General features: G+C 63.0%; 24 protein-coding genes. 15 read left to right on the plus strand and 9 right to left on the minus strand.

The window, feature by feature from the left end:
- The first annotated feature begins 88 nt into the window (after nt 1–88).
- Both E8E78_RS14710 and E8E78_RS14715 read left to right on the plus strand, forming a co-directional pair.
- Nucleotides 89–760, plus strand: a complete 672-nt coding sequence (locus E8E78_RS14710; RefSeq protein WP_016498165.1) for a response regulator — start codon at nt 89–91, stop codon at nt 758–760.
- Entirely contained in the window at nt 753–2,132 is a 1,380-nt protein-coding gene (locus tag E8E78_RS14715; protein ID WP_016488836.1) for a sensor histidine kinase, read from the plus strand. The genes E8E78_RS14710 and E8E78_RS14715 overlap by 8 nt, the downstream gene beginning before the upstream one ends.
- A gap of 109 nt (nt 2,133–2,241) precedes the next feature.
- Here E8E78_RS14715 and E8E78_RS14720 read toward each other — a convergent pair whose 3' ends face one another.
- Nucleotides 2,242–3,048: an HDOD domain-containing protein gene (locus E8E78_RS14720; RefSeq protein WP_016498166.1), complete on the minus strand. Its 807-nt coding sequence runs from the start codon at nt 3,046–3,048 to the stop codon at nt 2,242–2,244.
- A 55-nt stretch (nt 3,049–3,103) separates the two neighbouring features.
- Entirely contained in the window at nt 3,104–4,045 is a 942-nt protein-coding gene (locus E8E78_RS14725) for a folate-binding protein YgfZ (RefSeq protein ID WP_049276361.1), read from the minus strand.
- A gap of 133 nt (nt 4,046–4,178) precedes the next feature.
- On the opposite strand from E8E78_RS14725, the gene E8E78_RS14730 reads away from it, so the two are divergent.
- Together E8E78_RS14730 and E8E78_RS14735 are read left to right on the plus strand one after the other, a co-directional pair.
- Nucleotides 4,179–4,433 carry a succinate dehydrogenase assembly factor 2 gene (locus E8E78_RS14730; RefSeq protein ID WP_016498168.1) on the plus strand — a complete coding sequence of 85 codons (255 nt, stop codon included), beginning with the start codon at nt 4,179–4,181 and terminating at the stop codon, nt 4,431–4,433.
- A complete protein-coding gene (locus tag E8E78_RS14735; RefSeq protein ID WP_016498169.1) occupies nt 4,417–4,875 on the plus strand; it encodes a protein YgfX in 459 nt (152 codons plus the stop codon). The genes E8E78_RS14730 and E8E78_RS14735 overlap by 17 nt, the downstream gene beginning before the upstream one ends.
- A 119-nt stretch (nt 4,876–4,994) precedes the next feature.
- Here the strand turns inward: E8E78_RS14735 and nadB are convergent, their stop codons facing one another.
- Nucleotides 4,995–6,599, minus strand: coding sequence for an L-aspartate oxidase (nadB, locus tag E8E78_RS14740; RefSeq protein WP_059395466.1), 1,605 nt, complete (start codon nt 6,597–6,599; stop codon nt 4,995–4,997).
- 444 nt (nt 6,600–7,043) lie between these two features.
- Between nadB and rpoE the strand changes: the two genes are divergently transcribed.
- From rpoE to pdxJ, 10 genes are all read left to right on the plus strand, one after another.
- Entirely contained in the window at nt 7,044–7,625 is a 582-nt protein-coding gene (gene rpoE, locus E8E78_RS14745; protein ID WP_003252049.1) for an RNA polymerase sigma factor RpoE, read from the plus strand.
- Nucleotides 7,626–7,656: 31 nt separating this feature from the next.
- Nucleotides 7,657–8,253 carry an RseA family anti-sigma factor gene (locus E8E78_RS14750; protein WP_016498171.1) on the plus strand — a complete coding sequence of 199 codons (597 nt, stop codon included), beginning with the start codon at nt 7,657–7,659 and terminating at the stop codon, nt 8,251–8,253.
- Between the two features lie 8 nt (nt 8,254–8,261).
- Nucleotides 8,262–9,227 (plus strand): MucB/RseB C-terminal domain-containing protein, encoded by a 966-nt coding sequence (locus tag E8E78_RS14755; protein ID WP_049276348.1) that lies wholly within the window; start codon nt 8,262–8,264, stop codon nt 9,225–9,227.
- A 176-nt stretch (nt 9,228–9,403) separates the two neighbouring features.
- Nucleotides 9,404–10,837: a DegQ family serine endoprotease gene (locus E8E78_RS14760; protein ID WP_041167587.1), complete on the plus strand. Its 1,434-nt coding sequence runs from the start codon at nt 9,404–9,406 to the stop codon at nt 10,835–10,837.
- 182 nt (nt 10,838–11,019) lie between these two features.
- Entirely contained in the window at nt 11,020–12,819 is a 1,800-nt protein-coding gene (lepA, locus tag E8E78_RS14765; protein WP_016498174.1) for a translation elongation factor 4, read from the plus strand.
- Nucleotides 12,820–12,824: 5 nt separating this feature from the next.
- Nucleotides 12,825–13,679 (plus strand): signal peptidase I, encoded by an 855-nt coding sequence (lepB, locus tag E8E78_RS14770; protein WP_049276347.1) that lies wholly within the window; start codon nt 12,825–12,827, stop codon nt 13,677–13,679.
- A 162-nt stretch (nt 13,680–13,841) separates the two neighbouring features.
- Nucleotides 13,842–14,531, plus strand: coding sequence for a ribonuclease III (rnc, locus tag E8E78_RS14775; protein WP_016488825.1), 690 nt, complete (start codon nt 13,842–13,844; stop codon nt 14,529–14,531).
- Nucleotides 14,524–15,426: a GTPase Era gene (gene era / locus E8E78_RS14780; RefSeq protein WP_016498176.1), complete on the plus strand. Its 903-nt coding sequence runs from the start codon at nt 14,524–14,526 to the stop codon at nt 15,424–15,426. The genes rnc and era overlap by 8 nt, the downstream gene beginning before the upstream one ends.
- 156 nt (nt 15,427–15,582) lie before the next feature.
- Entirely contained in the window at nt 15,583–16,266 is a 684-nt protein-coding gene (gene recO / locus E8E78_RS14785; RefSeq protein WP_016498177.1) for a DNA repair protein RecO, read from the plus strand.
- A 43-nt stretch (nt 16,267–16,309) separates the two neighbouring features.
- A complete protein-coding gene (gene pdxJ / locus E8E78_RS14790) occupies nt 16,310–17,050 on the plus strand; it encodes a pyridoxine 5'-phosphate synthase (protein WP_049276345.1) in 741 nt (246 codons plus the stop codon).
- A 128-nt stretch (nt 17,051–17,178) separates the two neighbouring features.
- On the opposite strand, the gene E8E78_RS14795 is transcribed toward pdxJ, so the two are convergent.
- Both E8E78_RS14795 and E8E78_RS14800 read right to left on the minus strand, forming a co-directional pair.
- Nucleotides 17,179–18,561 carry a heavy metal sensor histidine kinase gene (locus E8E78_RS14795; protein WP_049276344.1) on the minus strand — a complete coding sequence of 461 codons (1,383 nt, stop codon included), beginning with the start codon at nt 18,559–18,561 and terminating at the stop codon, nt 17,179–17,181.
- Nucleotides 18,558–19,232: a heavy metal response regulator transcription factor gene (locus E8E78_RS14800; RefSeq protein ID WP_016498180.1), complete on the minus strand. Its 675-nt coding sequence runs from the start codon at nt 19,230–19,232 to the stop codon at nt 18,558–18,560. The genes E8E78_RS14795 and E8E78_RS14800 overlap by 4 nt, the downstream gene beginning before the upstream one ends.
- A 321-nt stretch (nt 19,233–19,553) precedes the next feature.
- On the opposite strand from E8E78_RS14800, the gene E8E78_RS14805 reads away from it, so the two are divergent.
- Complete coding sequence (locus tag E8E78_RS14805) at nt 19,554–19,757, plus strand: hypothetical protein (protein ID WP_003252072.1); 204 nt, start codon at nt 19,554–19,556, stop codon at nt 19,755–19,757.
- Nucleotides 19,758–19,828: 71 nt separating this feature from the next.
- Here E8E78_RS14805 and cmoB read toward each other — a convergent pair whose 3' ends face one another.
- The 4 genes from cmoB to lon form a co-directional block, all read right to left on the minus strand.
- Nucleotides 19,829–20,785: a tRNA 5-methoxyuridine(34)/uridine 5-oxyacetic acid(34) synthase CmoB gene (gene cmoB, locus E8E78_RS14810; protein ID WP_049276343.1), complete on the minus strand. Its 957-nt coding sequence runs from the start codon at nt 20,783–20,785 to the stop codon at nt 19,829–19,831.
- The gene (cmoA, locus tag E8E78_RS14815; RefSeq protein WP_016498182.1) at nt 20,782–21,525 is read right to left on the minus strand and encodes a carboxy-S-adenosyl-L-methionine synthase CmoA; all 744 of its coding nucleotides are present in this window, start codon (nt 21,523–21,525) and stop codon (nt 20,782–20,784) included. Before cmoA ends, cmoB begins: the two co-directional genes overlap by 4 nt.
- An 89-nt stretch (nt 21,526–21,614) precedes the next feature.
- The gene (locus E8E78_RS14820) at nt 21,615–22,007 is read right to left on the minus strand and encodes a protease inhibitor I42 family protein (protein ID WP_016498183.1); all 393 of its coding nucleotides are present in this window, start codon (nt 22,005–22,007) and stop codon (nt 21,615–21,617) included.
- A 109-nt stretch (nt 22,008–22,116) separates the two neighbouring features.
- Nucleotides 22,117–24,534, minus strand: a complete 2,418-nt coding sequence (gene lon / locus E8E78_RS14825; protein WP_049276342.1) for an endopeptidase La — start codon at nt 24,532–24,534, stop codon at nt 22,117–22,119.
- Nucleotides 24,535–24,653 lie beyond the last annotated feature (119 nt).

Consider the following 24,653-nt stretch of genomic DNA (forward strand, 5'->3'; position numbering starts at 1 on the left):
ACGAGAAAGGTTTGTCAGAAGGGGCTTCACAGGCCTGGCGACAGCGGTACACTCCGCGCCACCGCCCCACCCGAGCAGGGAGAAACCGATGCGTGTGCTGCTGGTCGAAGACCACCTGCAACTGGCCGAAAGCGTGGCCCAGGCCTTGAAAAGCCACGGCCTGACCGTGGATGTGCTGCATGACGGAGTGGCCGCCGACCTGGCCCTGGCCAGCGAGGAATACGCCGTGGTCGTGCTGGACGTCGGCTTGCCACGCATGGACGGCTTCGAGGTACTGGCGCGCCTGCGCGGCCGTGGCAAGACCGTGCCGGTGCTGATGCTGACTGCCCGCAGTGACGTCAAGGACCGTGTCCATGGCCTGAACCTGGGTGCGGACGACTACCTGGCCAAGCCGTTCGAGCTGACCGAGCTCGAAGCACGGGTCAAAGCCTTGCTGCGCCGCAGTGTGCTAGGTGGAGAGCGCCAGCAACGTTGCGGGCCGCTGGTCTACGACCTGGATACCCGGCGCTTCGCCCTGGGCGACGACAACCTGACCCTGACCTCGCGCGAGCAAAGCGTGCTGGAGGCGCTCATCGCCCGCCCGGGCCGGGTGATGAGCAAGGAGCAACTGGCTGCCCAGGTATTCGGCCTGGACGAAGAAGCCAGCCCCGACGCCATCGAAATCTACATCCACCGCCTGCGCAAGAAGCTGGATGGCCACCCGGTGGCCATCGTCACCTTCCGCGGGCTGGGCTACCTGCTAGAGCACCGCGATGCGTGACAACGGCAGCCTGCGCGGGCGACTGCTGGGCAACCTGGCCTTGCTGCTGGTGGTGCTGATGCTGGCCAGCGGCCTGAGTGCCTACTGGAACGGCCGCGAAGCCGCCGACACGGCCTACGACCGCACCCTGCTGGCCTCGGCGCGAACCATCGCCGCCGGGCTTTCGCAGCGTGACGGCTCGCTGAGCGCGGATGTGCCCTACGTGGCGCTGGACACCTTCGCCTACGACAGTGCCGGGCGTATCTACTACCAGGTGCTGGACATCAAGCAGCGGCTGATTTCCGGCTACGAGAACCTGCCACCGCCGCCACCCGGCACGCCACGTACTGATGATTACCCGGCCTTGGCGCGGTTCTACAACGCCACCTACCTGGGCCAGGACGTGCGCGTGGTCAGCCTGCTGAAGGCAGTGAGCGAGCCGAACATGAACGGCATGGCAGAAATCCGTGTAGCCGAGACCGAGGAGGCGCGGGTGCGCATGGCCCGTGGGTTGATGGCCGACACCCTGCTGCGCCTTGGCATGCTGGCGCTGGGAGCGCTGGTAATGGTGTGGTTTGCCGTGAGCGCGGCGTTGCGGCCGCTGGAGCGCCTGCGCACGGCGGTAGAGGAGCGCCAACCGGATGATCTGCGGGCGCTGCCGGTGGTGCAGGTGCAGCGTGAGCTCAGCCCGCTGGTGCGGGCCTTGAACCACTTTACCGAGCGTTTGCGCGGCCAGTTCGAGCGCCAGGCACAGTTCATTGCCGATGCCGCCCATGAACTGCGCACGCCACTGGCGGCCTTGAAGGCTCGGGTCGAGCTGGGGTTGCGCTCTTCCGAGCCGCAGGAGTGGCGGCAGACCTTGGAATCTGCGGCCCAGGGCACCGACAAGCTGACCCATCTGGCCAACCAGTTGTTGTCGCTGGCGCGGGTTGAAAACGGTGCACGGGCGATTGCCGAAGGCGGTGCGCAGCGCCTGGACCTGAGCCAGCTGGCCCGTGAGCTGGGCATGGCCATGGCGCCTTTGGCGCACAAGCGCGGGGTGGCGCTGGCCCTGGAGGCCGAGGCCCCCGTATGGCTCAAGGGTGAACCGACGCTGCTCAACGAACTGTTGAGCAACCTGGTGGACAACGCCCTGGCGCATACGCCAGCGGGGGGCAATGTGATCTTGCGGGTAGTGGCGCCGGCTGTGCTGGAGGTGGAGGATGACGGCCCGGGCATTCCCGAGGCTGAACGCGAGCGGGTGTTCGAGCGGTTCTACCGGCGCAGTGCGCAGGGTAGCGGGCTTGGCCTGGCGATTGTCGGCGAGATCTGCCGGGCGCACCTGGCGCAGGTGAGCCTGCATGATGGCGAGAAGGGTGGGTTGCGGGTGCGGGTGAGTTTTATTGCCGATTGATGTGTTGCCAGTACCTGCCTCTTCGCGGGTAAACCCGCTCCCACAGGTAATGTACATGCCTGTAGGAGCAGCCTTGTGCTGCGAAAGGGCCGGCACAGGCTGAGGCAAGTCAGCGCAACATGCTTCGCGCCTCGAGCAGTTCATCCACTTCCAGCTCTGTACCGAACGGCAGCCCAAGATGGCGGTACGCCGGCAGTGCCGCCAACGGTCGATGGCGGCCACGCTGGCTGATGCAGCGGGCGATCTGCACGATGTCGATGTAGTCGACCTTGTCGGTCTGCCGGTCCAGGTCCTGAACCTGGCTCGGCAAGTTGATCAACTGCTCCGGAAACTCCCAGGCCTTGAGGATCTTGTCCCCCAGCACTGGCTGGATCTGCTCGATCACGTAATGCAGGCAAACCGGGTCGGACAACAGCTCGTTGTGCTCTTCGGCATAGATCAGCACCGGCAACGCGCCGATCTGGTTGACCAAGCCGCCCAAAGTGGCCTGTTCAGGCTTGAGCTGTGTATAGCGACGGCAGATTTCGTAGCTGATGCCTGCCACTTCCAGGCTGTTGGTCCAGATATCGCGAAGCTTCTGTTCAACCGCCGGTGAGCGGGCATGGAAAATCTGCTCGATCACCAGGCCGATGGCCAAATTGCAGCTGTAGTTGATACCCAGTCGCGTGATGGCGGTATGCAGGTCGGTGACCTCGACCGCCGCGCGCAGCAGCGGGCTGTTGACCACCTTGATCAGGCGCGCTGAAAGGGCCGCGTCGCGACCGATCACCTTGCTCAGGGCCGCTACGCTGATCTCGCTGTCTTCCGCCGCCTCACGGATGCTCAAGGCAACCTCCGGCAGGGTCGGCAAGACCAGGTCATCCTTTTCGATGGCATCGAGCAACTGTGCTTGAACCATCTCGGCCAGCTTGTTCATGGGCGTGTCTACCGCAGTGGTGGTGCGGCCCCGCCACGGTGGCGGGGCAGGCTGGTCAGCGCTGGATTTCCCGGTCGCGGTCCAGTTCGTAGGGCAGGGTCAGCACCTGCAGGCGCGGGCCTTCGAGGCTGCCCAGGTGCAGGTTGTCGTCTGCCACCGCGTCGGCGCTGAGCACCGCGAGCAGTTCACAGCCGGCGCCGTTGCCGGCAGCAATGACCACTTCACCGACCGACGAACCATGGGTGGGCGAGAAGATCTCGGCACCTGGGGCCGGGATCGCCTGCTGGTCCAGTGCCAGCCGGTACTGACGGCGTTTGAGCTTGCCCAGGTACTGCATGCGGGCAACGATTTCCTGGCCGGTGTAGCAACCTTTCTTGAAGCTGACGCCGTCGACGGCCTGCAGGTTGATCATCTGCGGGATGAACAGCTCACGGGTCGGCCCCATGACCTGGCCGATACCGGCACGCACCTGCCCAAGCAGCCAGTCGTTCAGGCTGCCTTCAGGCAGGGCGCCGGCGAGGGCCTGGCGTACCGTGTCGGCGTTTTCCGCCGGCACCCACAGCTCCACACGCCCCTCGGACACGGCAATGGCGATCAGGCCTTCATGGCGCACGGTACTGCCGGCGCCTTCGGGCACGTCGAGCCCCAGTGCCAGCAGCGCAGCGTCACCGCCTTGCAGACCAAAGCGTGCCCAGGCGGCGCTTTCATCGGTCAGCGTGGCCTTGGAAAATACAGCGTATTTCTTCAGGTCGGCCAGTTGCGCCTCAAGCAGTTCGCTGGCCATGGCCAGCAGGTAGCCGTTGCCTTCGGGCAAGATGCGGAAGCTCGATTGCATGCGCCCCTTGACCATGCAGCGGGCGCCCAGGCTGGCGTGTTCCTGGCTGAGGTAGTTGATGTTGCAGGTCAGCTGGCCTTGCAGGAACTTGCCTGCATCGGAGCCGCGGACGGCGAGGATGCCCTCGTGGGACAGGGGGCAGAAGAAAGCGGAATCGGCCATGGGTCATCGCGGTGGCTAAAGACTGACGGCCATCATAGAACGCCGGTAACAAAATAGGTAGGTGACTAGACCAACGCCCGGTGTCGCTGCGCTCGCCGGGCTGTATACTGGCGGGCCATTCGAGGAGGGCCCCATGGTCGAACAAACTGAACTCAACCGGCTTTTCTGGCATAGCCGCCGCGGCATGCTGGAACTGGACGTACTGCTGGTGCCTTTCACCCAGGAAGTCTACTCCACCCTCAACGAGACCGACCGCGAACTGTACGTGCGTCTGTTGAGCTGCGAGGACCAGGACATGTTCGGCTGGTTCATGGAGCGCACCGAGTCCGAAGACCCGGAGCTGCAACGCATGGTCCGCATCATCCTGGACCGTGTCCAGCCCAAGTGAGTGTTTCGAGTGCCGCTGGCAAGGCTCGCGCCTGCTGCTAGCGGCCTACCTGGGTTGCCAGGTGCTGGCGTGGCTTGCCGTGTGGGCGAGCCCGTTGCCTGATTGGCTTTGCTTTTCTGTTGTCGCCGCCTGTATCACCCACGCTGGCTGGGCCATTCCCCGACGAATCCTGTTGACCCATGAGCATGCCGTTGTCGGCCTGCGCCGTGATGTGCGCGGCTGGCAGGTGTTCTGCCGTGCCCGTGGCTGGCAACCGGTGCGGTTGTGCCGGGACAGCGTGGCGTTGCCGCGGCTGGTGGTGTTGCGTTTTGAGCGAGCGGGGCAATGGGTGGGGCAGAGCCAGTGCATACCCCAGGATGCGTTGGGGGCGGATGAGCATCGGCGCTTGCGGGTGCGGTTGAAGTTCAGCCGGCGGCGCTGGGCTGCGGTGAGCCGGGCATAGATCAAGATCGGGCTAGCTTCTTCGCGGGCTCGCCCGCTCCCACAGGTATTGCGTAAAGCTGCAAGGCAGTGGAATTCCTGTGGGAGCGGGCGAGCCCGCGAAGGCCCCCGCCACCGTTTTCAAAGCGGACTGAGGATGGTGTCCTTGGCCTCGTCCAGCATCCCCGGGTAATCCAGGGTGTAGTGCAGCCCGCGGCTTTCCTTGCGCTGCATGGCTGACAGGATCATCAGTTCGGCCACCTGCGCCAGGTTGCGCAGTTCGATCAGGTCGCGGCTGACTTTGTAGTTGCTGTAGAACTCGTCGATTTCGTCCAGCAGCAGGCGAATGCGGTGCTGGGCGCGCTGCAGGCGCTTGCTGGTACGCACGATACCCACGTAGTCCCACATGAAGCGCCGCAGCTCGTCCCAGTTGTGCGCGATGATCACGTCCTCGTCCGAGTCGGTGACCTGGCTGGCATCCCACCCCGGCAGCGCCGTGGGCATGGACACGTGTTCCAGATGCGCCTCGATGTCGGCAGCGGCGGCACGGCCATAGACAAAGCATTCCAGCAGCGAGTTGCTGGCCATGCGGTTGGCACCGTGCAGGCCGGTGAAGCTGGTTTCGCCGATTGCGTACAAGCCTGGCACATCGGTGTGGCCGCGATCATCGACCATCACCCCGCCACAGGTGTAGTGCGCCGCCGGTACGACCGGGATCGGCTGGCGGGTGATGTCGATGCCAAAGGCCAGGCAGCGCTCGTACACGGTGGGGAAGTGGGCCATGATGAAATCGGCCGGCTTGTGGGTGATGTCCAGGTACACGCAGTCCACGCCCAGGCGCTTCATCTCGTGGTCGATGGCGCGGGCCACGATGTCGCGCGGGGCAAGCTCTTCGCGCGGGTCGAAGCGTGGCATGAAGCGCTCGCCATTGGGCAGGCGCAGCAGCGCACCTTCACCGCGCAGTGCTTCGGTAACCAGGAAGCTCTTGGCCTGCGGGTGGTACAGGCAGGTCGGATGGAACTGGTTGAATTCCAGGTTCGCCACCCGGCAACCCGCCCGCCAGGCCATGGCGATGCCGTCACCGCAGGCGCCATCGGGGTTGCTGGTGTAGAGGTAGACCTTGGCTGCACCGCCGGTGGCCAGCACGGTGAAGCGCGCGCCGAAGGTGTCCACCTCACCGGTGTTGCGGTCGAGCACGTAGGCGCCCAGGCAACGCTCGCCCGGCAGGCCCAGGCGGCGTTCGGTGATCAGGTCGACCGCCACGCGTTGCTCCAGCAGCTGGATGTTCGGGCGCCGACGCGCCTGTTCCAGCAGCGTTGTGAATATGGCTGCGCCGGTGGCGTCGGCGGCGTGGATGATGCGTCGGTGGCTATGGCCGCCCTCACGGGTGAGGTGGAACTCAAAGCCGCCATCGTCAACGCTGGAGTGCTCGTCGCGGGTAAAGGGCACCCCTTGCTCGATCAGCCACTGGATGGCTTCGCGGCTGTGTTCGACGGTAAACCGCACTGCATCTTCATGGCACAGGCCGCCGCCGGCATTGAGGGTGTCCTCGACATGCGACTGCACGGTATCGGTATTGTCCAGCACCGCCGCGACGCCACCTTGGGCCCAGAAGGTCGAGCCGTTGGCCAGGTCGCCCTTGCTGAGCACGGCAACGCGCAGGTGGCTGGGAAGGTTCAGTGCCAGGCTGAGACCGGCGGCACCGCTGCCGATCACCAGGACATCATGTTGGAATTGTTGGCTCATGTCGGGACACTAGTAATCTTTAGAGGGGGCGCGGCACAATAGTCACGCGCAGATGGCATTGTGAAACTATCGTTAAACTTGGCCAGGTTGCCTTTATAGCAGCCCGAGGTGGCCAATTTCCATGCCACTTGGCCACTTACCGAGGCGCGCGGCAACCTTTGTGGGAACTTTCCGGCATGGCCGGAAATCCTATGAAGGTTGCCCGCACGTCACAATTTGCCGGGGCGACGCAGGGGTACAGGCCTGTCCGGGCTGTCCGTGCGTATTCGAAACCTGATTATCGACGTAGCCGGCCATGACCGCGCCACGTCTTCCGTGCCAGCCGACCAAGGGCTGCAGGAAACTTGCTTGGAGGGGAGAACTTTTGCGTAAAGCCCGAGTCTATGGTTGCAAGCCTGATCGATGGGTGTTGCACCGCTCCTTCGAGTTCACTGAGGAGTGTTCATGCTAACCCAGGAAGAGGATCAGCAGCTTGTCGAGCGCGTGCAGCGCGGTGACAGGCGAGCGTTCGATCTGTTGGTGCTGAAGTATCAGCACAAGATTCTCGGGTTGATCGTGCGGTTCGTTCACGATACCCACGAGGCCCAGGATGTAGCACAGGAAGCCTTTATCAAGGCCTACCGTGCGCTTGGCAATTTCCGCGGTGACAGTGCGTTTTATACCTGGCTGTACCGCATCGCCATCAACACGGCGAAGAACTACCTGGTGTCCCGTGGAAGACGGCCGCCAGACAGCGATGTGAGCTCCGAGGATGCGGAGTTTTATGACGGCGATCATGGCCTCAAGGATCTCGAGTCCCCAGAGCGCTCGTTGTTGCGGGATGAAATCGAAGGCACTGTCCATCGCACCATCCAGCAACTGCCCGAAGACCTGCGTACGGCGTTGACCCTGCGCGAGTTCGACGGGCTGAGTTACGAAGACATTGCCAGTGTCATGCAATGTCCGGTGGGTACCGTGCGCTCTCGAATCTTCCGCGCTCGGGAGGCCATAGATAAAGCCCTGCAGCCGTTGTTGCAGGAAACCTGAGACAGCGGCGACAGCCAAGAGAGGAACCGCCATGAGTCGTGAAGCTTTGCAGGAATCGCTGTCCGCGGTGATGGATAACGAAGCGGACGAGCTGGAACTGCGTCGGGTGCTCAGCGCCGTAGACGATGCCGAAACCCGTGCCACCTGGTCGCGTTACCAGGTAGCCCGTGCAGCCATGCACAAGGAGCTGCTGCTGCCCAACCTGGATATCGCCTCGGCGGTGTCTGCGGCGCTGGCTGACGAAGCCGTGCCGGCCAAGGTCAACAAGGGCCCATGGCGCAGCGTCGCTCGCCTGGCGGTCGCCGCCTCGGTCACCGTTGCGGTGCTGGCAGGCGTGCGGATGTACAACCAGGACGAGATCACCGGCGCCGAGCTGGCTTCGCAGCAGCCTGCACAACAGGGCCTGAGCATGCCACAAACTCAGGGTCCGGCAGTATTGGCAGGCTATAGTGAAAGCAGTGAGCAACCGACCGGTCCGATGGCCAACGGTGTGCTGCAAAACCAGGCTGGCTGGGATCAGCGTCTGCCGGGCTATCTGCGTCAGCATGCCCAGGAGTCCGCACTCCAAGGCACTGAGACTGCCCTGCCGTACGCCCGTGCCGCCAGCATGGGAAACCCCGCTAAGTAAGGAGGATCATGCGCGCGCTACCTCTTCTGTCGCTGCTGATTGGCAGCTGCATGACCGTGCCGGTATTGGCAGCCAACTCCTCGCCCCAGGCGAGCGAGTGGCTTGGCAAGCTGGCACAAGCCGAGCAAAAGCAGAGTTATCAGGGCTCGTTCGTCTACGAACGCAACGGTAGCTTCTCTTCCCACGATATCTGGCACAGGGTCGAGGACGGCAAGGTCAGCGAGCGGCTGCTGCAGCTCGATGGCGCCGCCCAGGAAATCCTGCGCGTGGATGGCAAGGTGGAGTGCGTCAGCGGGGCGTTGGTCAGCGGTGTGACTACTCCTGCGGATGCTGCTCAGCGTGTGCTTGATCCGCTGAAACTGATGGGCTGGTACGATTTGAGCGTGGCGGGCAAGTCACGGGTCGCCGGGCGCGATGCCGTGATCGTGACGCTCACTCCCCGCGACCAGCACCGCTATGCCTTCGAACTGCACCTGGATCGCAACACTGGCCTGCCGCTTCGCTCGTTGATGCTCAACGACAAAGGGCAGTTGCTGGAGCGCTTCCAGATGACTCGCCTCGATACCACCAAGCCGCCCAGCGACGATGACCTGCGCCCCAGTGCTTCCTGCAAGCCGGTGCAGCGTGTTGCCCCTGCCAGCAGTGACAGTGTCGCCGGCTGGCGCTCGGACTGGCTCCCGCCAGGGTTCGAGCTGGTCAACAGCTCGGTACGGCGTGACCCCAAGCGTGACAGCACGGTCAGTAGCCTGATGTACGATGATGGCCTGGCGCGCTTCTCGGTGTTCCTTGAGCCCGTGAAGGACGATGCCGGGACCGATGTGCGTACCCAGCTTGGCCCGACCTCGGCCGTTTCGCGGCGCCTGAACACGCCCAAGGGCAAGGTGATGGTCACCGTGGTTGGCGAAATTCCGCTGGGTACGGCAGAACGCGTCGCATTGTCGATGCGCCCTCAGGATGCCCAGGCGCGCCAGTAATGGTGCGCTTTTGCGGGCCATGCCAAGGCGAACGGATATGCGCCTGAAATGAAATTAAAGCATTGTCATTTGCAATCTACTGGCAAATTTTCTATAGGTCAGGCTTCTTGGAGCCTGGCCTTTCCTGCGTTGTGCAGGGGCCTTTCTAAACTACCGCTCGTTGTGACGGGAGTCGTATGTCAACACCACGCTTGAAATCCTACCTATCGATGTTCGCCGCCGTGCTCATGCTCGGCCAGGTGCTCACCGCCCAGGCCGAGGAAGCCCTGCCCGACTTCACCACGCTGGTAGAGCAGGCCTCGCCGGCAGTGGTCAACATCAGTACCAAGCAGAAGCTGCCGGACCGGCGGGTTGCCGCTGGGCAGATGCCGGACCTGGAAGGCCTGCCGCCGATGTTCCGCGAATTCTTCGAGCGCAACATGCCGCAGCAGCCGCGCTCGCCGCGTGGCGACCGTCAGCGTGAGGCGCAATCGCTCGGTTCGGGCTTCATCATTTCCAGCGATGGTTATGTGCTGACCAACAACCACGTGGTGGCCGACGCCGACGAAATCATTGTCCGCCTGTCGGACCGCAGCGAGCTGCAGGCCAAGCTGGTCGGCACTGACCCGCGCACCGACGTGGCCCTGCTCAAGGTCGAAGGCAAGAACCTGCCGATCGTGAAGCTGGGTGACTCCGAGAAGCTCAAGGTGGGCGAGTGGGTGCTGGCCATCGGTTCGCCGTTCGGCTTCGACCATTCGGTGACCAAAGGTATCGTCAGCGCCAAGGGCCGCACGCTGCCCAACGAGACCTATGTGCCGTTCATCCAGACCGACGTGGCCATCAACCCGGGTAACTCGGGCGGCCCGCTGTTCAACATGAAGGGCGAAGTGGTGGGTATCAACTCGCAGATCTTCACCCGTTCTGGCGGCTTCATGGGCCTGTCGTTCGCCATCCCGATCGATGTGGCGATCGATGTGTCCAACCAGTTGAAGAAAGACGGCAAGGTCAGCCGCGGCTGGCTGGGCGTGGTGATTCAGGAGGTCAACAAGGACTTGGCCGAATCCTTCGGCCTGGACAAACCGGCGGGTGCGCTGGTGGCCCAGGTGCTGGAAGACGGCCCGGCAGCCAAAGGTGGCCTGCAGGTGGGTGACGTGATCCTGAGCATGAACGGCCAGCCGATCGTCATGTCGGCGGACCTGCCGCACCTGGTCGGTAGCCTCAAGGACGGCGAAAAGGCCAAGCTGGAGATCATCCGCAACGGCAAGCGCCAGACCCTGGATGTGGGGGTCGGCGCGATGCCGGATGACGATGCCGAAATCGGTGCCGGTGTCGAAGGCAGCGCCGAGCGTAGCAGCAACCGCCTTGGCGTTTCGGTGGCCGACCTGACCGCCGAGCAGAAAAAGTCCCTCGAACTCAAAGGCGGCGTGGTTATCAAGGAAGTGCAGGATGGCCCGGCAGCGATGATCGGCCTGCGCCCGGGTGACGTCATCAGTCACCTGAACAACCAGGCCATCGGTTCGGCCAAGGAATTCACCGAAATCGCCAAGGAACTGCCGAAGAACCGCTCGGTGTCCATGCGCGTGCTGCGTCAGGGGCGTGCCAGCTTCATCACCTTCAAGCTCGCTGAATAAGCGGTTTTGCAGGCAGGAAAGGGCAGCTACGGCTGCCCTTTTTCATGAAAATTCACAATTGCGGGCGCCAAAGCGCGGTACAGCCCGATAGAGGAATCTCCCATATCCCTGCTGCTTGAGGTACAATTCCCGGCTATTTTTCGGCGGGCGTCCCGGCTCGCAGCCTTTTCGAGTGTTGACCCGTGAGTGATTTGAGTCATATCCGCAATTTCTCCATCATCGCCCACATCGACCATGGCAAGTCGACGCTGGCCGACCGTTTCATCCAGATGTGCGGTGGCCTGTCGGCGCGCGAAATGGAAGCCCAGGTGCTTGATTCGATGGACCTGGAGCGCGAACGCGGGATTACCATCAAAGCCCACAGCGTCACGCTTCACTACAAGGCGCAAGACGGCAAGACCTACCAGCTGAACTTCATCGACACCCCCGGCCACGTCGACTTCACCTACGAAGTCTCGCGCTCGCTGGCGGCCTGTGAAGGCGCACTGCTGGTGGTGGACGCTGGCCAAGGCGTTGAAGCCCAGTCCGTTGCCAACTGCTACACCGCCATCGAGCAGGGCCTGGAAGTCATGCCGGTCCTGAACAAGATGGACCTGCCCCAGGCCGACCCGGACCGCGTCAAGGACGAGATCGAGAAGATCATCGGCATCGACGCCACCGACGCCGTGGCCTGTAGCGCCAAGAGCGGCATGGGCGTAGACGAGGTGCTCGAGCGCCTGGTGCACACCATCCCCGCGCCTGTAGGCGAAATCGACGCGCCCCTGCAGGCGCTGATCATCGACTCCTGGTTCGACAACTACCTGGGCGTGGTCTCGCTGGTGCGTGTGCGTCAGGGCCGCGTCAAGAAGGGCGACAAGATTCTGGTCAAGTCCACCGGCAAGGTGCACCTGGTCGACAGCGTGGGTGTGTTCACCCCGAAACATACCCAGACCGCTGATCTGAAAGCCGGCGAAGTAGGCTTCATCATCGCCAGCATCAAAGACATTCACGGTGCGCCGGTGGGTGACACCCTGACCTTGTCCTCGACCCCCGAGGTCGAAGTACTGGCGGGCTTCAAGAAAATCCAGCCGCAGGTCTACGCTGGCCTCTTCCCGGTCAGCTCCGACGACTTCGAAGACTTCCGCGACGCATTGCAGAAGCTCACCCTCAACGACTCGTCGCTGCAGTATATGCCGGAAAGCTCCGACGCCCTGGGCTTCGGCTTCCGTTGCGGTTTCCTCGGCATGCTGCACATGGAGATCATCCAGGAGCGCCTGGAGCGCGAATACGACCTGGACCTGATTACCACCGCACCGAGCGTGATCTACGAGCTCGAGCTGAAGACCGGCGAAACCATCATCGTCGATAACCCGTCAAAACTGCCGGATGTCTCGGCTGTGACCGACTTCCGCGAGCCGATCGTCACCGCGACCATCCTGGTGCCGCAGGAACACCTGGGTAACGTCATCACCCTGTGCATCGAGAAGCGTGGCGTGCAGCGCGACATGCAGTTCCTCGGCAGCCAGGTGCAGGTGCGTTACGACATGCCGATGAACGAAGTGGTCCTGGACTTCTTCGACCGTCTCAAGTCCACCAGCCGCGGCTATGCTTCGCTGGATTATCATTTTGATCGCTACCAGTCGGCCAATCTGGTCAAACTGGACGTACTGATCAACGGCGACAAGGTCGATGCCCTGGCATTGATCGTGCACCGCGACAACGCGGCCTACAAAGGCCGTGCGTTGACCGAGAAGATGAAGGAACTGATCCCTCGGCAGATGTTCGACGTGGCGATCCAGGCAGCCATTGGCGGCCAGATCATCGCGCGGACAACCGTCAAGGCGCTCAGAAAGAACGTACTGGCCAAGTGCTACGGTGGTGACGTCAGCCGTAAGAAGAAACTGCTGGAGAAGCAGAAGGCCGGTAAGAAACGCATGAAACAGGTAGGCAACGTGGAAATTCCACAAGAAGCCTTCCTCGCCGTGCTCAGGTTGGATAGCTAGGTCCTATGTCGCTAAATTTCCCGCTGTTGCTAGTCATCGCCGTCTTTGTCTGCGGTCTGCTGGGCTTGATCGACCTGCTGTTCCTGGCCCCGCGCCGGCGTGCGGCAATCGCCAACTATCAGGGCAGCGTCAGCCAGCCCGAGATGGCCGTTGTCGAGCGCCTGAACAAGGAACCGTTGCTGGTCGAGTACGGTAAATCGTTCTTTCCGGTGCTGTTCATCGTGCTGGTGCTGCGTTCATTCCTGGTCGAGCCGTTCCAGATTCCTTCGGGGTCGATGAAACCGACCCTGGAAGTGGGCGACTTCATCCTGGTGAACAAGTTCTCGTACGGTATTCGCCTGCCGGTGATCGACAAGAAGGTCATCGAGGTGGGTGACCCGCAACGCGGTGATGTAATGGTGTTCCGCTATCCGAGCGACCCGAACGTCAATTACATCAAGCGAGTGGTCGGCCTGCCGGGCGACCAGATCCGCTACACCAACGACAAGCGGCTGTTCGTCAACGGCCAGCCGATTGCCGAACAACTGGTGGGCACCGAACCGGGCACCCTGGGCAGCGCCGAGCTGTACAAGGAAAAGCTCGGCGAGGCCGAACACCTGATCCGCAAGGAAATGAGCCGTTATCGCATGCCGCCGGACCAGCAGTGGACCGTGCCGGCAGGCCATTACTTCATGATGGGCGACAACCGCGACAACTCCAACGACAGCCGTTACTGGGATGATCCGAACATTCCCAAGGAACTGCACGGCATGGTTCCGGACCGGAACATCGTCGGCAAGGCCTTTGCGGTGTGGATGAGCTGGCCAGAGCCCAAGCTCAGCCACCTGCCCAACCTGTCGCGGGTCGGGCTGATCCATTGATACCCATCGGCGCTGTCCAGCAGACAGCGCCGAATGCATTTCTGACATAGGCTGTGTTCTCAGGGATCGGGAGATTCGTCGCATACGGCGGCGGGCCACAGCCAAACAGTCTTTTCAGGATGTTGATTTGAACAACGCGTTGAACAACAAACGGGTGGTTGCATGAGTGCTTCCCTTGCCCATCTGGAGCGCAAGCTCGGCTATACCTTCAAGAATCAGGACCAGATGCTTCTGGCACTGACCCATCGCAGCTATGCCGGGCGCAATAACGAGCGCCTGGAGTTTCTCGGTGACGCCATTCTCAACTTCGTCGCCGGCGAAGCGCTGTTCGAGCGCTTCCCGCAGGCCCGCGAAGGCCAGCTGTCGCGCCTGCGCGCGCGCTTGGTCAAGGGCGAGACCCTGGCCCGCCTGGCCCGTGGTTTCGACCTGGGCGAATACCTGCGCCTGGGTTCGGGTGAGCTCAAAAGTGGCGGTTTCCGTCGTGAGTCGATCCTGGCCGACGCCCTGGAGGCACTGATCGGAGCCATCTACCTGGACGCCGACATGGACACGGCCCGGGAACGCGTCCTGGCCTGGCTGGCCGACGAGTTCGAAGGCCTGACCCTGGTCGACACCAACAAGGACCCGAAAACCCGCCTGCAAGAATTCCTGCAATCGCGCAGCTGTGAGCTGCCGCGTTACGAAGTAGTGGATATCCAGGGTGAACCGCACTGCCGTACTTTCTTCGTCGAATGCGAAGTCGTGCTGCTGAACAACAAAAGTCGTGGTCAGGGCGTTAGCCGGCGTATTGCCGAGCAAGTCGCTGCCGCGTCCGCACTGATCGCCCTGGGCGTGGAGAATGGCAATGACTGATAACAACCCGACGCGCTGCGGCTACGTGGCCATTGTCGGCCGCCCCAACGTGGGCAAGTCGACCTTGCTCAACCACATCCTGGGCCAGAAGCTGGCGATCACTTCGCGCAAGCCGCAGACCACCCGCCACAACATGCTCGGCATCAAGACCGAAGGTGATGTGCAGGCGATCTACGTCGACACCCCCGGTATGCACAAGGCCAACGACAAAGCCTTGAACCGCTACATGAACCGCAACGCCTCGGCGGCCCTGAAGGACGTCGACGTGGTGATCTTCGTGGTCGACCGGACGAAGTGGACCGACGAGGACCAACTGGTGCTGGAGCGCGTGCAGTACGTGACCGGCCCGCTGATCATCGCGGTCAACAAGACCGACCGCATGGAAGAGAAGGCCGAGCTGATCCCGCACCTGCAGTGGCTGCAGGAGCAACTGCCAAACGCCGAAGTCATGCCTATTTCTGCGCAGCAGGGGCACAACCTCGAAGCGCTGGAAGCACAGATCGCCAAGCACCTGCCCGAGAACGATCACTTCTTCCCGGAAGACCAGATCACCGACCGCAGCAGCCGCTTCCTGGCCGCCGAACTGGTGCGCGAGAAGATCATGCGCCAGTTGGGTGCCGAGCTTCCGTACCAGATCACCGTGGAAATTGAAGAATTCAAGCAGCAGGGCCATGTGCTGCATATTCACGCGCTGATCCTGGTCGAGCGCGACGGCCAGAAAAAAATCATCATTGGCGACAAGGGCGAGCGCATCAAGCGCATCGGCTCCGAGGCGCGCAAGGACATGGAAGTGCTGTTCGACTCCAAGGTCATGCTCAACCTATGGGTCAAGGTGAAGGGCGGCTGGTCCGACGACGAGCGCGCCCTGCGCTCGCTGGGCTACGGCGACCTCTAAGGCTCAAGGCGGCCCTTGTGGGAGCGGCCTTGCGTCGCGAAAGGGCTGTGAAGCAGCCCCAGCCATTTTGGCGGCAATGCTGAAATCCGGGGGGCCGCGTTGCGGCCCTTTCGCGACACGAGGCCGCTCCCACAACCACGGGCTGGGTAAACGCTAATGGAACAACCTGTCGGCCAGCCAGCCTACGTGCTGCACAGCCGTGCCTACAAGGAAACCAGCGCGCTGGTGGACTTCCTCACGCCGCAGGGCCGCATGCGCGCTGTACTGCGGCGTGCGCGTGGCAAGGGCGGCAGCCTGGTGCGGCCGTTCGTGCCGCTTGAGGTGGAGCTGCGCGGGCGTGGCGAGCTGAAGAATGTCGGGCGGATGGACAGCGCCGGCATCGCCGCCTGGCTGCACGGCGATGCCCTGTTCAGCGGGTTGTACCTCAATGAACTGCTCATGCGGCTGCTGCCCGCCGAAGCGCCGTTCCCGGCCCTGTTCGAGCACTACGCCCTGACCTTGCAGGCCTTGGCCGCCGGGCGCCCGCTGGAGCCGCTGCTGCGTTCGTTCGAATGGCGGCTGCTGGACGAACTCGGTTATGCGTTCTCCTTGAATCATGACGTCAACGACCAACCCATCGCCGCAGACGGGCTGTACCGCTTGCGTGTGGATGCCGGCCTGGAGCGGGTCGAACTGGTGCAACCCGGCCTGTTTCGCGGCATCGAGCTGATGGCCCTGGCCGACGCCGACTGGGACACCCCAGGCGCTTTGCTCGCGGCCAAGCGCCTGATGCGCCAGGCACTGGCGGTTCACCTGGGCGCAAAACCGTTGGTCAGCCGGGAACTGTTTCGCAAGCGCTGATCACGACGTATGCTGTGGGGCTCAACCTTCAGGAGAGCCTTTCGTGACTCACAGCAACCGCATGCTTCTTGGCGTAAACATCGACCACGTGGCGACCCTGCGCCAAGCCCGGGGCACGCGTTACCCTGACCCTGTCAAGGCTGCCCTGGACGCCGAGGAAGCGGGCGCCGATGGCATCACCGTGCACCTGCGCGAAGACCGTCGGCACATCCAGGAACGCGACGTGGTGCTGCTCAAGGATGTGCTGCAGACGCGCATGAACTTCGAAATGGGCGTCACCGAAGAGATGATGGCCTTTGCCGAGAAGATCCGCCCGGCGCACATCTGCCTGGTGCCTGAAACCCGTCAGGAACTGACTACCGAAGGTGGCCTTGACGTGGCGGGGCAGGAGGCACGGATCAAGGCGGCCGTGGAGCGCCTTGCCCGCACCGGTGCCGAAGTGTCGCTGTTCATCGATGCTGACGAGCGCCAGATCGAGGCCTCACGCCGGGTGGGTGCGCCGGCCATCGAGCTGCATACCGGGCGTTACGCCGACGCCGAAACCCCGACCGAAGTGGCCGAGGAGTTGCAGCGTATTGTTGATGGCGTGGCGTTTGGTGTGGGGCAGGGGTTGATCGTCAATGCTGGCCACGGGCTGCATTACCACAACGTCGAGGCGGTGGCGGCGATCAAAGGTATCAATGAACTGAACATTGGCCATGCCTTGGTGGCGCATGCGCTGTTTGTCGGCTTCAAGGCGGCGGTGGCCGAGATGAAGGCACTGATCGTGGCGGCTTCGCGCTGACTGATTGGTTGCCTGTACTGGCCTCTTCGCGGGTAAACCCGCTCCCACAGGGATTGCACAAGCCTTAAGGCCTGCGGAGTACTTGTGGGAGCGGGTTTACCCGCGAAGAGGCCGCTACAGGCAGCCGATTACTCGGCAGGAAACACCAGGGTGAAGCGGGTAGGCCCCAAGGGGCTGCTGTTCACTTCGACCCGCCCGCCATGCAGCTGCATGATCGACTTCACGATCGCCAACCCCAACCCGGTTCCGCCCTCCAGCCGCGAACGCCCCGGGCCCACCCGGTAAAACCGCTCGAACAAGCGCGACTGGTGTTCTGTAGCAATGCCGGGCCCCTGGTTCTCTACCGAAAGCCATACTTCGCTGCCTGAACGTTCAATCCGCAACTCGACGCGCTCACCCTCAGGGCTGTGGCGGATGGCATTGCTCAGCAGGTTCGACAACGCCCGCTGAAACATCAGCCGATCCGCCAGCGCCGTTCCCCACCCCAGCACACGCAGCTCGACTGATTTCCCCTCGGCACTGAAGGCAAACAGCTCGACAACTCGCGCTGCCTCGTCAGCCAAGGCCAAGGGTTTCAATGCAACCTGCGTTTGCGGCTGGCTGACCTGGGCAAGAAACAGCATGTCATTGATGATGCGGTTGAGCCGGGTCAGCTCCTCGATACTGTCTTCCAGCACTTCCCGGTAGTTGGCGTTGTCCCGCTCACGGGCCAGGGTCACTTGCGCCTTGCCCATCAGGTTGCTCAACGGGGTACGCAACTCATGGGCCAGATCGTCGGAGAACTGCGACAACTGGCTCACGCCCTGATCGAGGCGGTCGAGCATCACGTTGATGCTGCTGGCCAGTTGCGCCAGTTCTTGCGGCAGGCCGGTAACCGGCAGGCGATGTTGCAGGTCCTGGGCCGACACTTGCCCGGCAATGCGCCGGAAGCGCCGCAGCGGTTTCAGGCCGCGCTGCATCAGCCACCAGGCGCCCGCACCGATCAATAGCAGCAGCAGTGGCAAGGCGAGCAAGGTCGAATGCAGGTAGGCCTGCAGCAGGGCGTTGTCGTCGGCGCGGTTGAGCGACATCATCACCTTCACCGGCGTGTTGTCACGCAGGCGCATCAGCCGGGTCACTGTGAGGAACTGGTTGCCGCTGCTGTCGCGCCATGCGTGAAAGGCCAGGCGGGCATCGGTGTGCAACTCGCTCACCCGCGACTCCAGGGCCGGGCCGAGGCTGAGCAGGTGCGGATGGCGGCCGTCAAGGGCCAGTACGCTGAGGCTGAGGTTGTCATGCCCCATCACCAGGTCGAGCAGTGGATGGGCGCGGGTGCCCAGGTCCTCGCTGCGCAGATCGACGCGCAGGTTGTGTTCAACCTGCAGCATCTTGCGCGCCAGGTCCTTGCGGGCGCGGCTGTCCAGTTCGTGATCCAGGGCGAACACGGCCAGGCAGGCCAGCAGCAGCACCAGTGCGGCGCCCATCAGTGTCACGCTCAGGCCCAGGCGCAGTGACAGGCTGGCGTTTTTCAAGCGCGCGCCTCCAGTACATAGCCTACGCCGCGCAGGGTATGGATCAGCTTGTTGTCGAACGGGTCGTCGATCTTCGCCCGCAGCCGACGGATCGAAACTTCGACCACGTTGGTGTCGCAGTCGAAATTCATGTCCCATACCAACGAGATGATCTGGGTGCGCGAAAGCACTTCACCACTTTGGCGCATCAGCAGGTGCAGCAGGGCGAACTCCTTGGCGGTCAGGTCAATGCGCTGCCCGGCGCGGTAGGCGCGGTGGCGGCCGGGGTCCAGTTCCAGGTCTGCGACGCGCAGGGTGCTGGGCTGCAGCTGCTGATCGTTACGGCGCAGCAGGCTGCGGATACGCGCCAGAAGTTCAGGGAATTCGAAGGGCTTGAGCAGGTAGTCATCGGCGCCCAGGTCCAGGCCTTTGACCCGGTCGGCCAGGCGACCATGGGCGGTCAGCATCATGATGCGCGTGGCCGATTCGGCACGCAGCCGCTGCAGCACGGTCCAGCCATCGATTTCAGGCAGGTTGACGTCGAGGATGACCAGGTCGTAGGGCTGTTGGCGGGCCAGGTGCAGGCCGTCGGTGCCGGTGTGGGCGCAGTCGACCACGTAGCCGTTTTCGCGCAGGCCCTGTTGCAGGTAATCGGCGGTACGCAGTTCGTCCTCGATGATCAGTAGGCGCATGGGAGGCTCGATGTAATGAAAGGGGGGCGATTCTCGACCCTGTAGTGACATCAGGGTCAAGGAGCAGGATGTTACGGCATGCATATGGCGCTGCGGCGCAGATAACGGATTTGTAATGCTGCTGTTATCTGGCTATCTGTCAGGGCTCTTTCGCGGGTGAACCCGCTCCCACAGATCCTGTACTAGCAGCCTGGTGCTGCGAAGAGGCCCCGACAGGCAGCACAAGGCCACATTGCAGGACTGTAATCCCCGCCTCACCTTGCTGTTAGCCGCCCCTCGCTAGGATGGCCGCATCTGATCGGTTATCACGAGGTAAACACGATGAACCTGACCAAGTACCTGCTGTTGGCCACCCTTGCCCTGGGCAGTGCCAGTGTCTATGCCGAGGGCGGTGCGGAGCGCTCGAAGCAGTTCTGGCAAGCGTTCCGCGAAGACCAGCAGCGCCTGCACGGCGACAAGCAACAGGCCGTTGCAGAGCGTGAGCGCAAAGCGCAAGAGAAGGCCCGCGAGGTGGCCAAGGATTGAGGTCACAAACACCTGCGCCGCGACAGCTCCTCGGCGCAGGTGCATTCAGGCGCCCAACCGGGCGCCTTTTTTTATTTGCGCGCCAGCAGGGTGGCGCGGCGTGGGGCAGGCAGGCCTTCGATGGTCTTGCTGTGGTCGTTGGGGTCGAGGAAGTCGCCCAGCGACTGGTAGCGCATCCACTCGGTGCTGCGCTGCTCCTCGACGCTGGTCACACTCACATCGACGCAACGCACATCGCTGAAGCCGGCACGGCGCAACCAGCGCGCCAGGGCGGGTACCGACGGCAGGTACCAGACGTTGCGCATCTGCGCGTAGCGGTCCTCGGGAACTAGCACCTGGTTTTCATCGCCCTCGATCACCAGGGTTTCCAGAACCAGCTCGCCCCCTTTGACCAGGCAGTCCTTGAGCGCCAGCAGGTGCTCGATGGGGGAGCGGCGGTGATAGAACACGCCCATGGAAAACACGGTGTCGAAGCCTTCCAGATTGGCAGGCAGCTCTTCAAGGGCGAAGGGCAGGTGCCAGGCCGGCAGCTCCGGCAGGTACTGCTGCACGGCCTGGAACTGGCAGAAGAACAACCAGTTGGGGTCGACACCGATCACCATCTCGGCGCCGGCACCGAGCATGCGCCACTGGTAGTAGCCGTTGCCACAGCCGACGTCGAGCACGCGTTTGCCCTTGAGGTCCAGGTGCGGGCCTACCCGCGACCATTTCCAGTCCGAATGCCATTCGGTGTCTACGTGCACGCCAAACAGATCGAACGGCCCTTTTCGCCACGGCGACAGGCCCATCAGTGCCTGACGCATCTGCGCGCGGGTAGCGTCGTCGCAGTCGCAGTCCAGGCGCAGCCCGTTGACCAGGTCGATTTCACTGGGTTTCAGGGCAGGCAGGGCGTCGAGCGCACCGCGCCAGCGGTCGAGGTCGCCGTGGCCTTTCTCCAGCTTGGCTTCCAGTTGCGCTTGCAGGCCTTGTGACCAGGAAGCCAGGGGCGTGCCCGCCAGGCGGCGGACGAGGGGGGACAGATCGATCATGGCAGGGCTATCAACGAGGCGAAGTTAAGGCATTGGAACCAGGGCACCACTTTGGAGAAGCCGGCGGCGCGCAGGCGTTCTTGATGGGCTTCGAGCGTGTCGGGGCGCATCACGTTTTCGATGGCGCTGCGCTTCTGGGCGATTTCCAGTTCGCTGTAGCCATTGGCCCGCTTGAAATCCAGGTGCAGTTCATTGAGCAGGTCCTGCGCTTGCTCATCGGCGAAGCGCAGTTTCTCCGAAAGGATCAGCGCACCACCCGGTAGCAGTGCCTGTCGGATGCGCCCGAGCAGTTCCAGGCGCTGGTCGGGGGCGATGAACTGCAGGGTGAAGTTCATCGCCACTACCGAGGCGGGCTCGAAGGGCAGGGCGAGGATATCGGCTTCCAGCACATCAACCGGCAGCAACTCCTGGAACATCGAGTCCTGGGCGGTGAGGTACTGGCGGCAGCGCTCGACCATGGCCGCAGAATTGTCCACCGCGATCACCCGGCAGCCGTCGCTGCGCACGTGGCGGCGCAACGACTGCGTGACTGCACCCAGCGAGGCGCCCAGGTCGTACAGCGCGGTGTGCGGCTGGGCGAAGCGGGCGGCCAGCACGCCGAGGTTTTCGACGATGGTTGGGTAACCGGGCACCGAGCGCTTGATCATGTCCGGGAACACGCGCACCACGTCTTCGTTGAAAACGAAGTCGGGCACCTGTTCCAAAGGTTGGGAGAAAAGGCGGTCGGGTTGTTTGCTCACGGCGAATCCAGGCGGCTGGTGATAGGCAGGGGGCGCATTCTAGCCAAACCGCAGCCTGGATGCATGGTCGGCTGACCAGCGCTGTGCGTTCAATTGACCCGGATGGCGCAATCGAAGGTCTGCACCGGGCGTACTTCCGGAGCCCAGGGTTGCTGGTAGACCAGTACCAGCTGGCCGTCGCCGGTAGCTCGGGCCTGGAAGCGCCAGGTCGAAATACCCGAGCTGCCGACGATACCGGCGTCTTCCGGCGCGCTGTAAACCTCGGGGCCAAGGCTTTGCAGCACGTTGGGTGCCGGGTTTTGTACCAGCCAGCGGTAGCCGGTGGTCGGGTTGCTGGGCAGGGTGAGGGTCAGCATCTGACCGACCTGCAGGCGCTTTGGGCATTCACTTTCGGCGTCCAGTTCTACGGGCTGCGTGGGGTGTTGCGTGCAGGCAGAAAGCAGGGCGAAGCTCAGGGGAACGAGCAGACGAGGGGCGGTCATGTTGGCTCCGGGGGGCTGACGATGACCTGAGAATAACCGATGATCGACGAGTTTTGTGTTGCCAGTGCCGGCCACTTCGAAGCCAAAGCCGCGAAGTGGCCGGTGCAGGTTAGAACAAGACTTTGGCCACGTCGGCAAAGCGCTTGGCAAAATGCACTGTCAGGCCTTCGCGCAGGTAGTCCGGCAGTTCCTCGAAGTCGCCACGGTTAGGCTCCGGCAGGATCAGTTCGAAGATCTTCTGCCGGCGCGCCGCAATCACCTTCTCGCGCACCCCGCCAATCGGCAGCACCTGCCCGGTGAGCGTCAGCTCGCCCGTCATGGCCACGCCCTTTTTCGGTGCCTGGTCGCGGGCGAGCGACAACAGGGCACTTGCCATGGTGACCCCGGCACTCGGGCCGTCCTTGGGCGTGGCGCCTTCAGGAACGTGCAAGTGGATGAACGCTTCGTTGAAGAAGCCAGGGTCACCGCCAAACTGCTTGAGGTTGGAACTGACGTAGCTGTAGGCAATTTCGGCCGACTCTTTCATCACGTCACCCAGTTTGCCGGTCAGTTTGAAGCCGCGGTTGAGGGTGTGGATGCGGGTTGCCTCGATCGGCAACGTGGCGCCGCCCATGCTGGTCCAGGCCAGGCCGGTGATCACGCCTTTGCCCGCCAGTACCTGCTCACTGCGGAATACCGGTATGCCGAGTGCGGCTTCCAGGTCCTTGGTGCCGATCTTCAGCTTGGCTTCGGGGTTTTCCAGCAGCTTGACCACGGCCTTGCGCACCAGCTTGCCCAGTTGCTTCTCCAACTGGCGCACGCCCGCCTCGCGGGCATAGCCTTCGATCACCAGGCGCAGGGCGCTGTCGCTGATGCTCAGGCTGGCCTTTGAAACGCCCGCTTTTTCCAGTTGTTTAGGCCACAGGTGGCGCTTGGCAATGGCCAGTTTTTCCTCGGTGATGTAGCCGGACAGGCGGATCACTTCCATGCGGTCGAGCAACGGCCCGGGGATCGAGTCGAGGGTGTTGGCGGTGCACACGAACAGCACTTTGGACAGGTCCAGGCGCAAGTCGAGGTAGTGGTCGAGGAAGTCGACGTTCTGCTCCGGGTCGAGGGTTTCCAGCAAGGCGGAAGCCGGGTCACCCTGGTAGCTCTGGCCCATCTTGTCGATCTCGTCGAGCATGATCACCGGGTTCATCACTTCGACGTCTTTCAAGGCCTGTACCAGCTTGCCAGGCTGGGCGCCGATGTAGGTGCGGCGGTGGCCCTTGATTTCGGCTTCGTCACGCATGCCGCCAACGCTGAATCGATAGAACGGCCGGCCAAGCGACTCGGCGATGGACTTGCCGATGCTGGTCTTGCCCACCCCGGGCGGGCCCACCAGCAGCACGATCGAGCCACTGATTTCGCCTTTCCAGGCGCCCACGGCGAGGAATTCGAGGATGCGATCTTTGATGTCGTCGAGCCCGGAATGGTACTGGTCGAGGACTTTGCGCGCATGCTTGAGGTCGAGCTTGTCCTTGCCGTACACGCCCCACGGCAGCGCGGTGGCCCATTCGAGGTAGTTGCGGGTGACGGCGTACTCGGGCGAGCCGGTTTCGAGAATGGCCAGCTTGCCCATCTCTTCATCGAGGCGCTTGCGTGCCTGGGGCGGCAGGGTCTTGCCTTCCAGGCGCTGTTCGAACTGCTCGAGGTCGGCGCTGCGGTCGTCCTTGGTCAGGCCCAGCTCCTGCTGGATGACCTTGAGTTGCTCCTTGAGGAAGAACTCGCGCTGGTGTTCGCCAATCTGTCGGTTAACCTCGGCCGAGATCTCGTTCTGCAGGCGCGCGACTTCCACCTCTTTGCGCAGCATCGGCAGGACTTTTTCCATGCGCTTGAGCATGGGCACACAGTCGAGCACTTCCTGCAACTGGTTGCCGGTGGCCGAGGTCAGCGCCGCTGCGAAGTCGGTGAGCGGTGACGGGTCGTTGGGGCTGAAGCGGTTGAGGTAGTTCTTCAGCTCTTCGCTGTACAGCGGGTTGAGCGGCAGCAGTTCCTTGATCGCGTTGATCAGGGCCATGCCGTAGGCCTTGACCTCGTCGGTCGGCTCGGCGGGCTGGCGCGGATATTCAACTTCGACCAGGTAGGGCGGGCGGTGGTGCTTGAGCCAGTTGCGGATGCGTACGCGGGTCAGGCCCTGGGCGACGAACTGCAGTTTTCCGTTTTCGCGGCTGGCATGGTGCACCTTGACCAGCGTGCCGTACTGCGGCAGGGCCGAGGTGTCGAAATGGCGGTGGTCTTCCGCCGGGGTGTCCATGAAGAACAGCGCCAGGCAGTGGTCGGGTGACTTGGCCACCAGGTCGAGGGTTTCCGCCCAAGGTTCTTCATTGACGATGACCGGCAGTACCTGGGCCGGGAAGAACGGGCGGTTGTGGATCGGGATCACGTAGACTTTGTCCGGCAGGTTCTGGCCGGGCAGGGCGAGGGCATGGCCGGGTTCGGCCGGGGTGGTGTGCTCGACTTCGCTGTCTTCGTCGGGGTGTTCCGGGAAATCCTGCTGGTTGCTCATGGGGCACCTGCGTGAATGGCTATGGTGCTTAGATGGGGCGCAGGGGAATCGGTTTCAATGGTAGATGAAGGGAGCAGGGGAGGGTTTCATCTGTGATTGCCTGCACCGGCCTCATCGCC

It is taken from the genome of Pseudomonas sp. BN505, from assembly GCF_029873175.1.
Classification (GTDB): domain Bacteria; phylum Pseudomonadota; class Gammaproteobacteria; order Pseudomonadales; family Pseudomonadaceae; genus Aquipseudomonas; species Aquipseudomonas putida.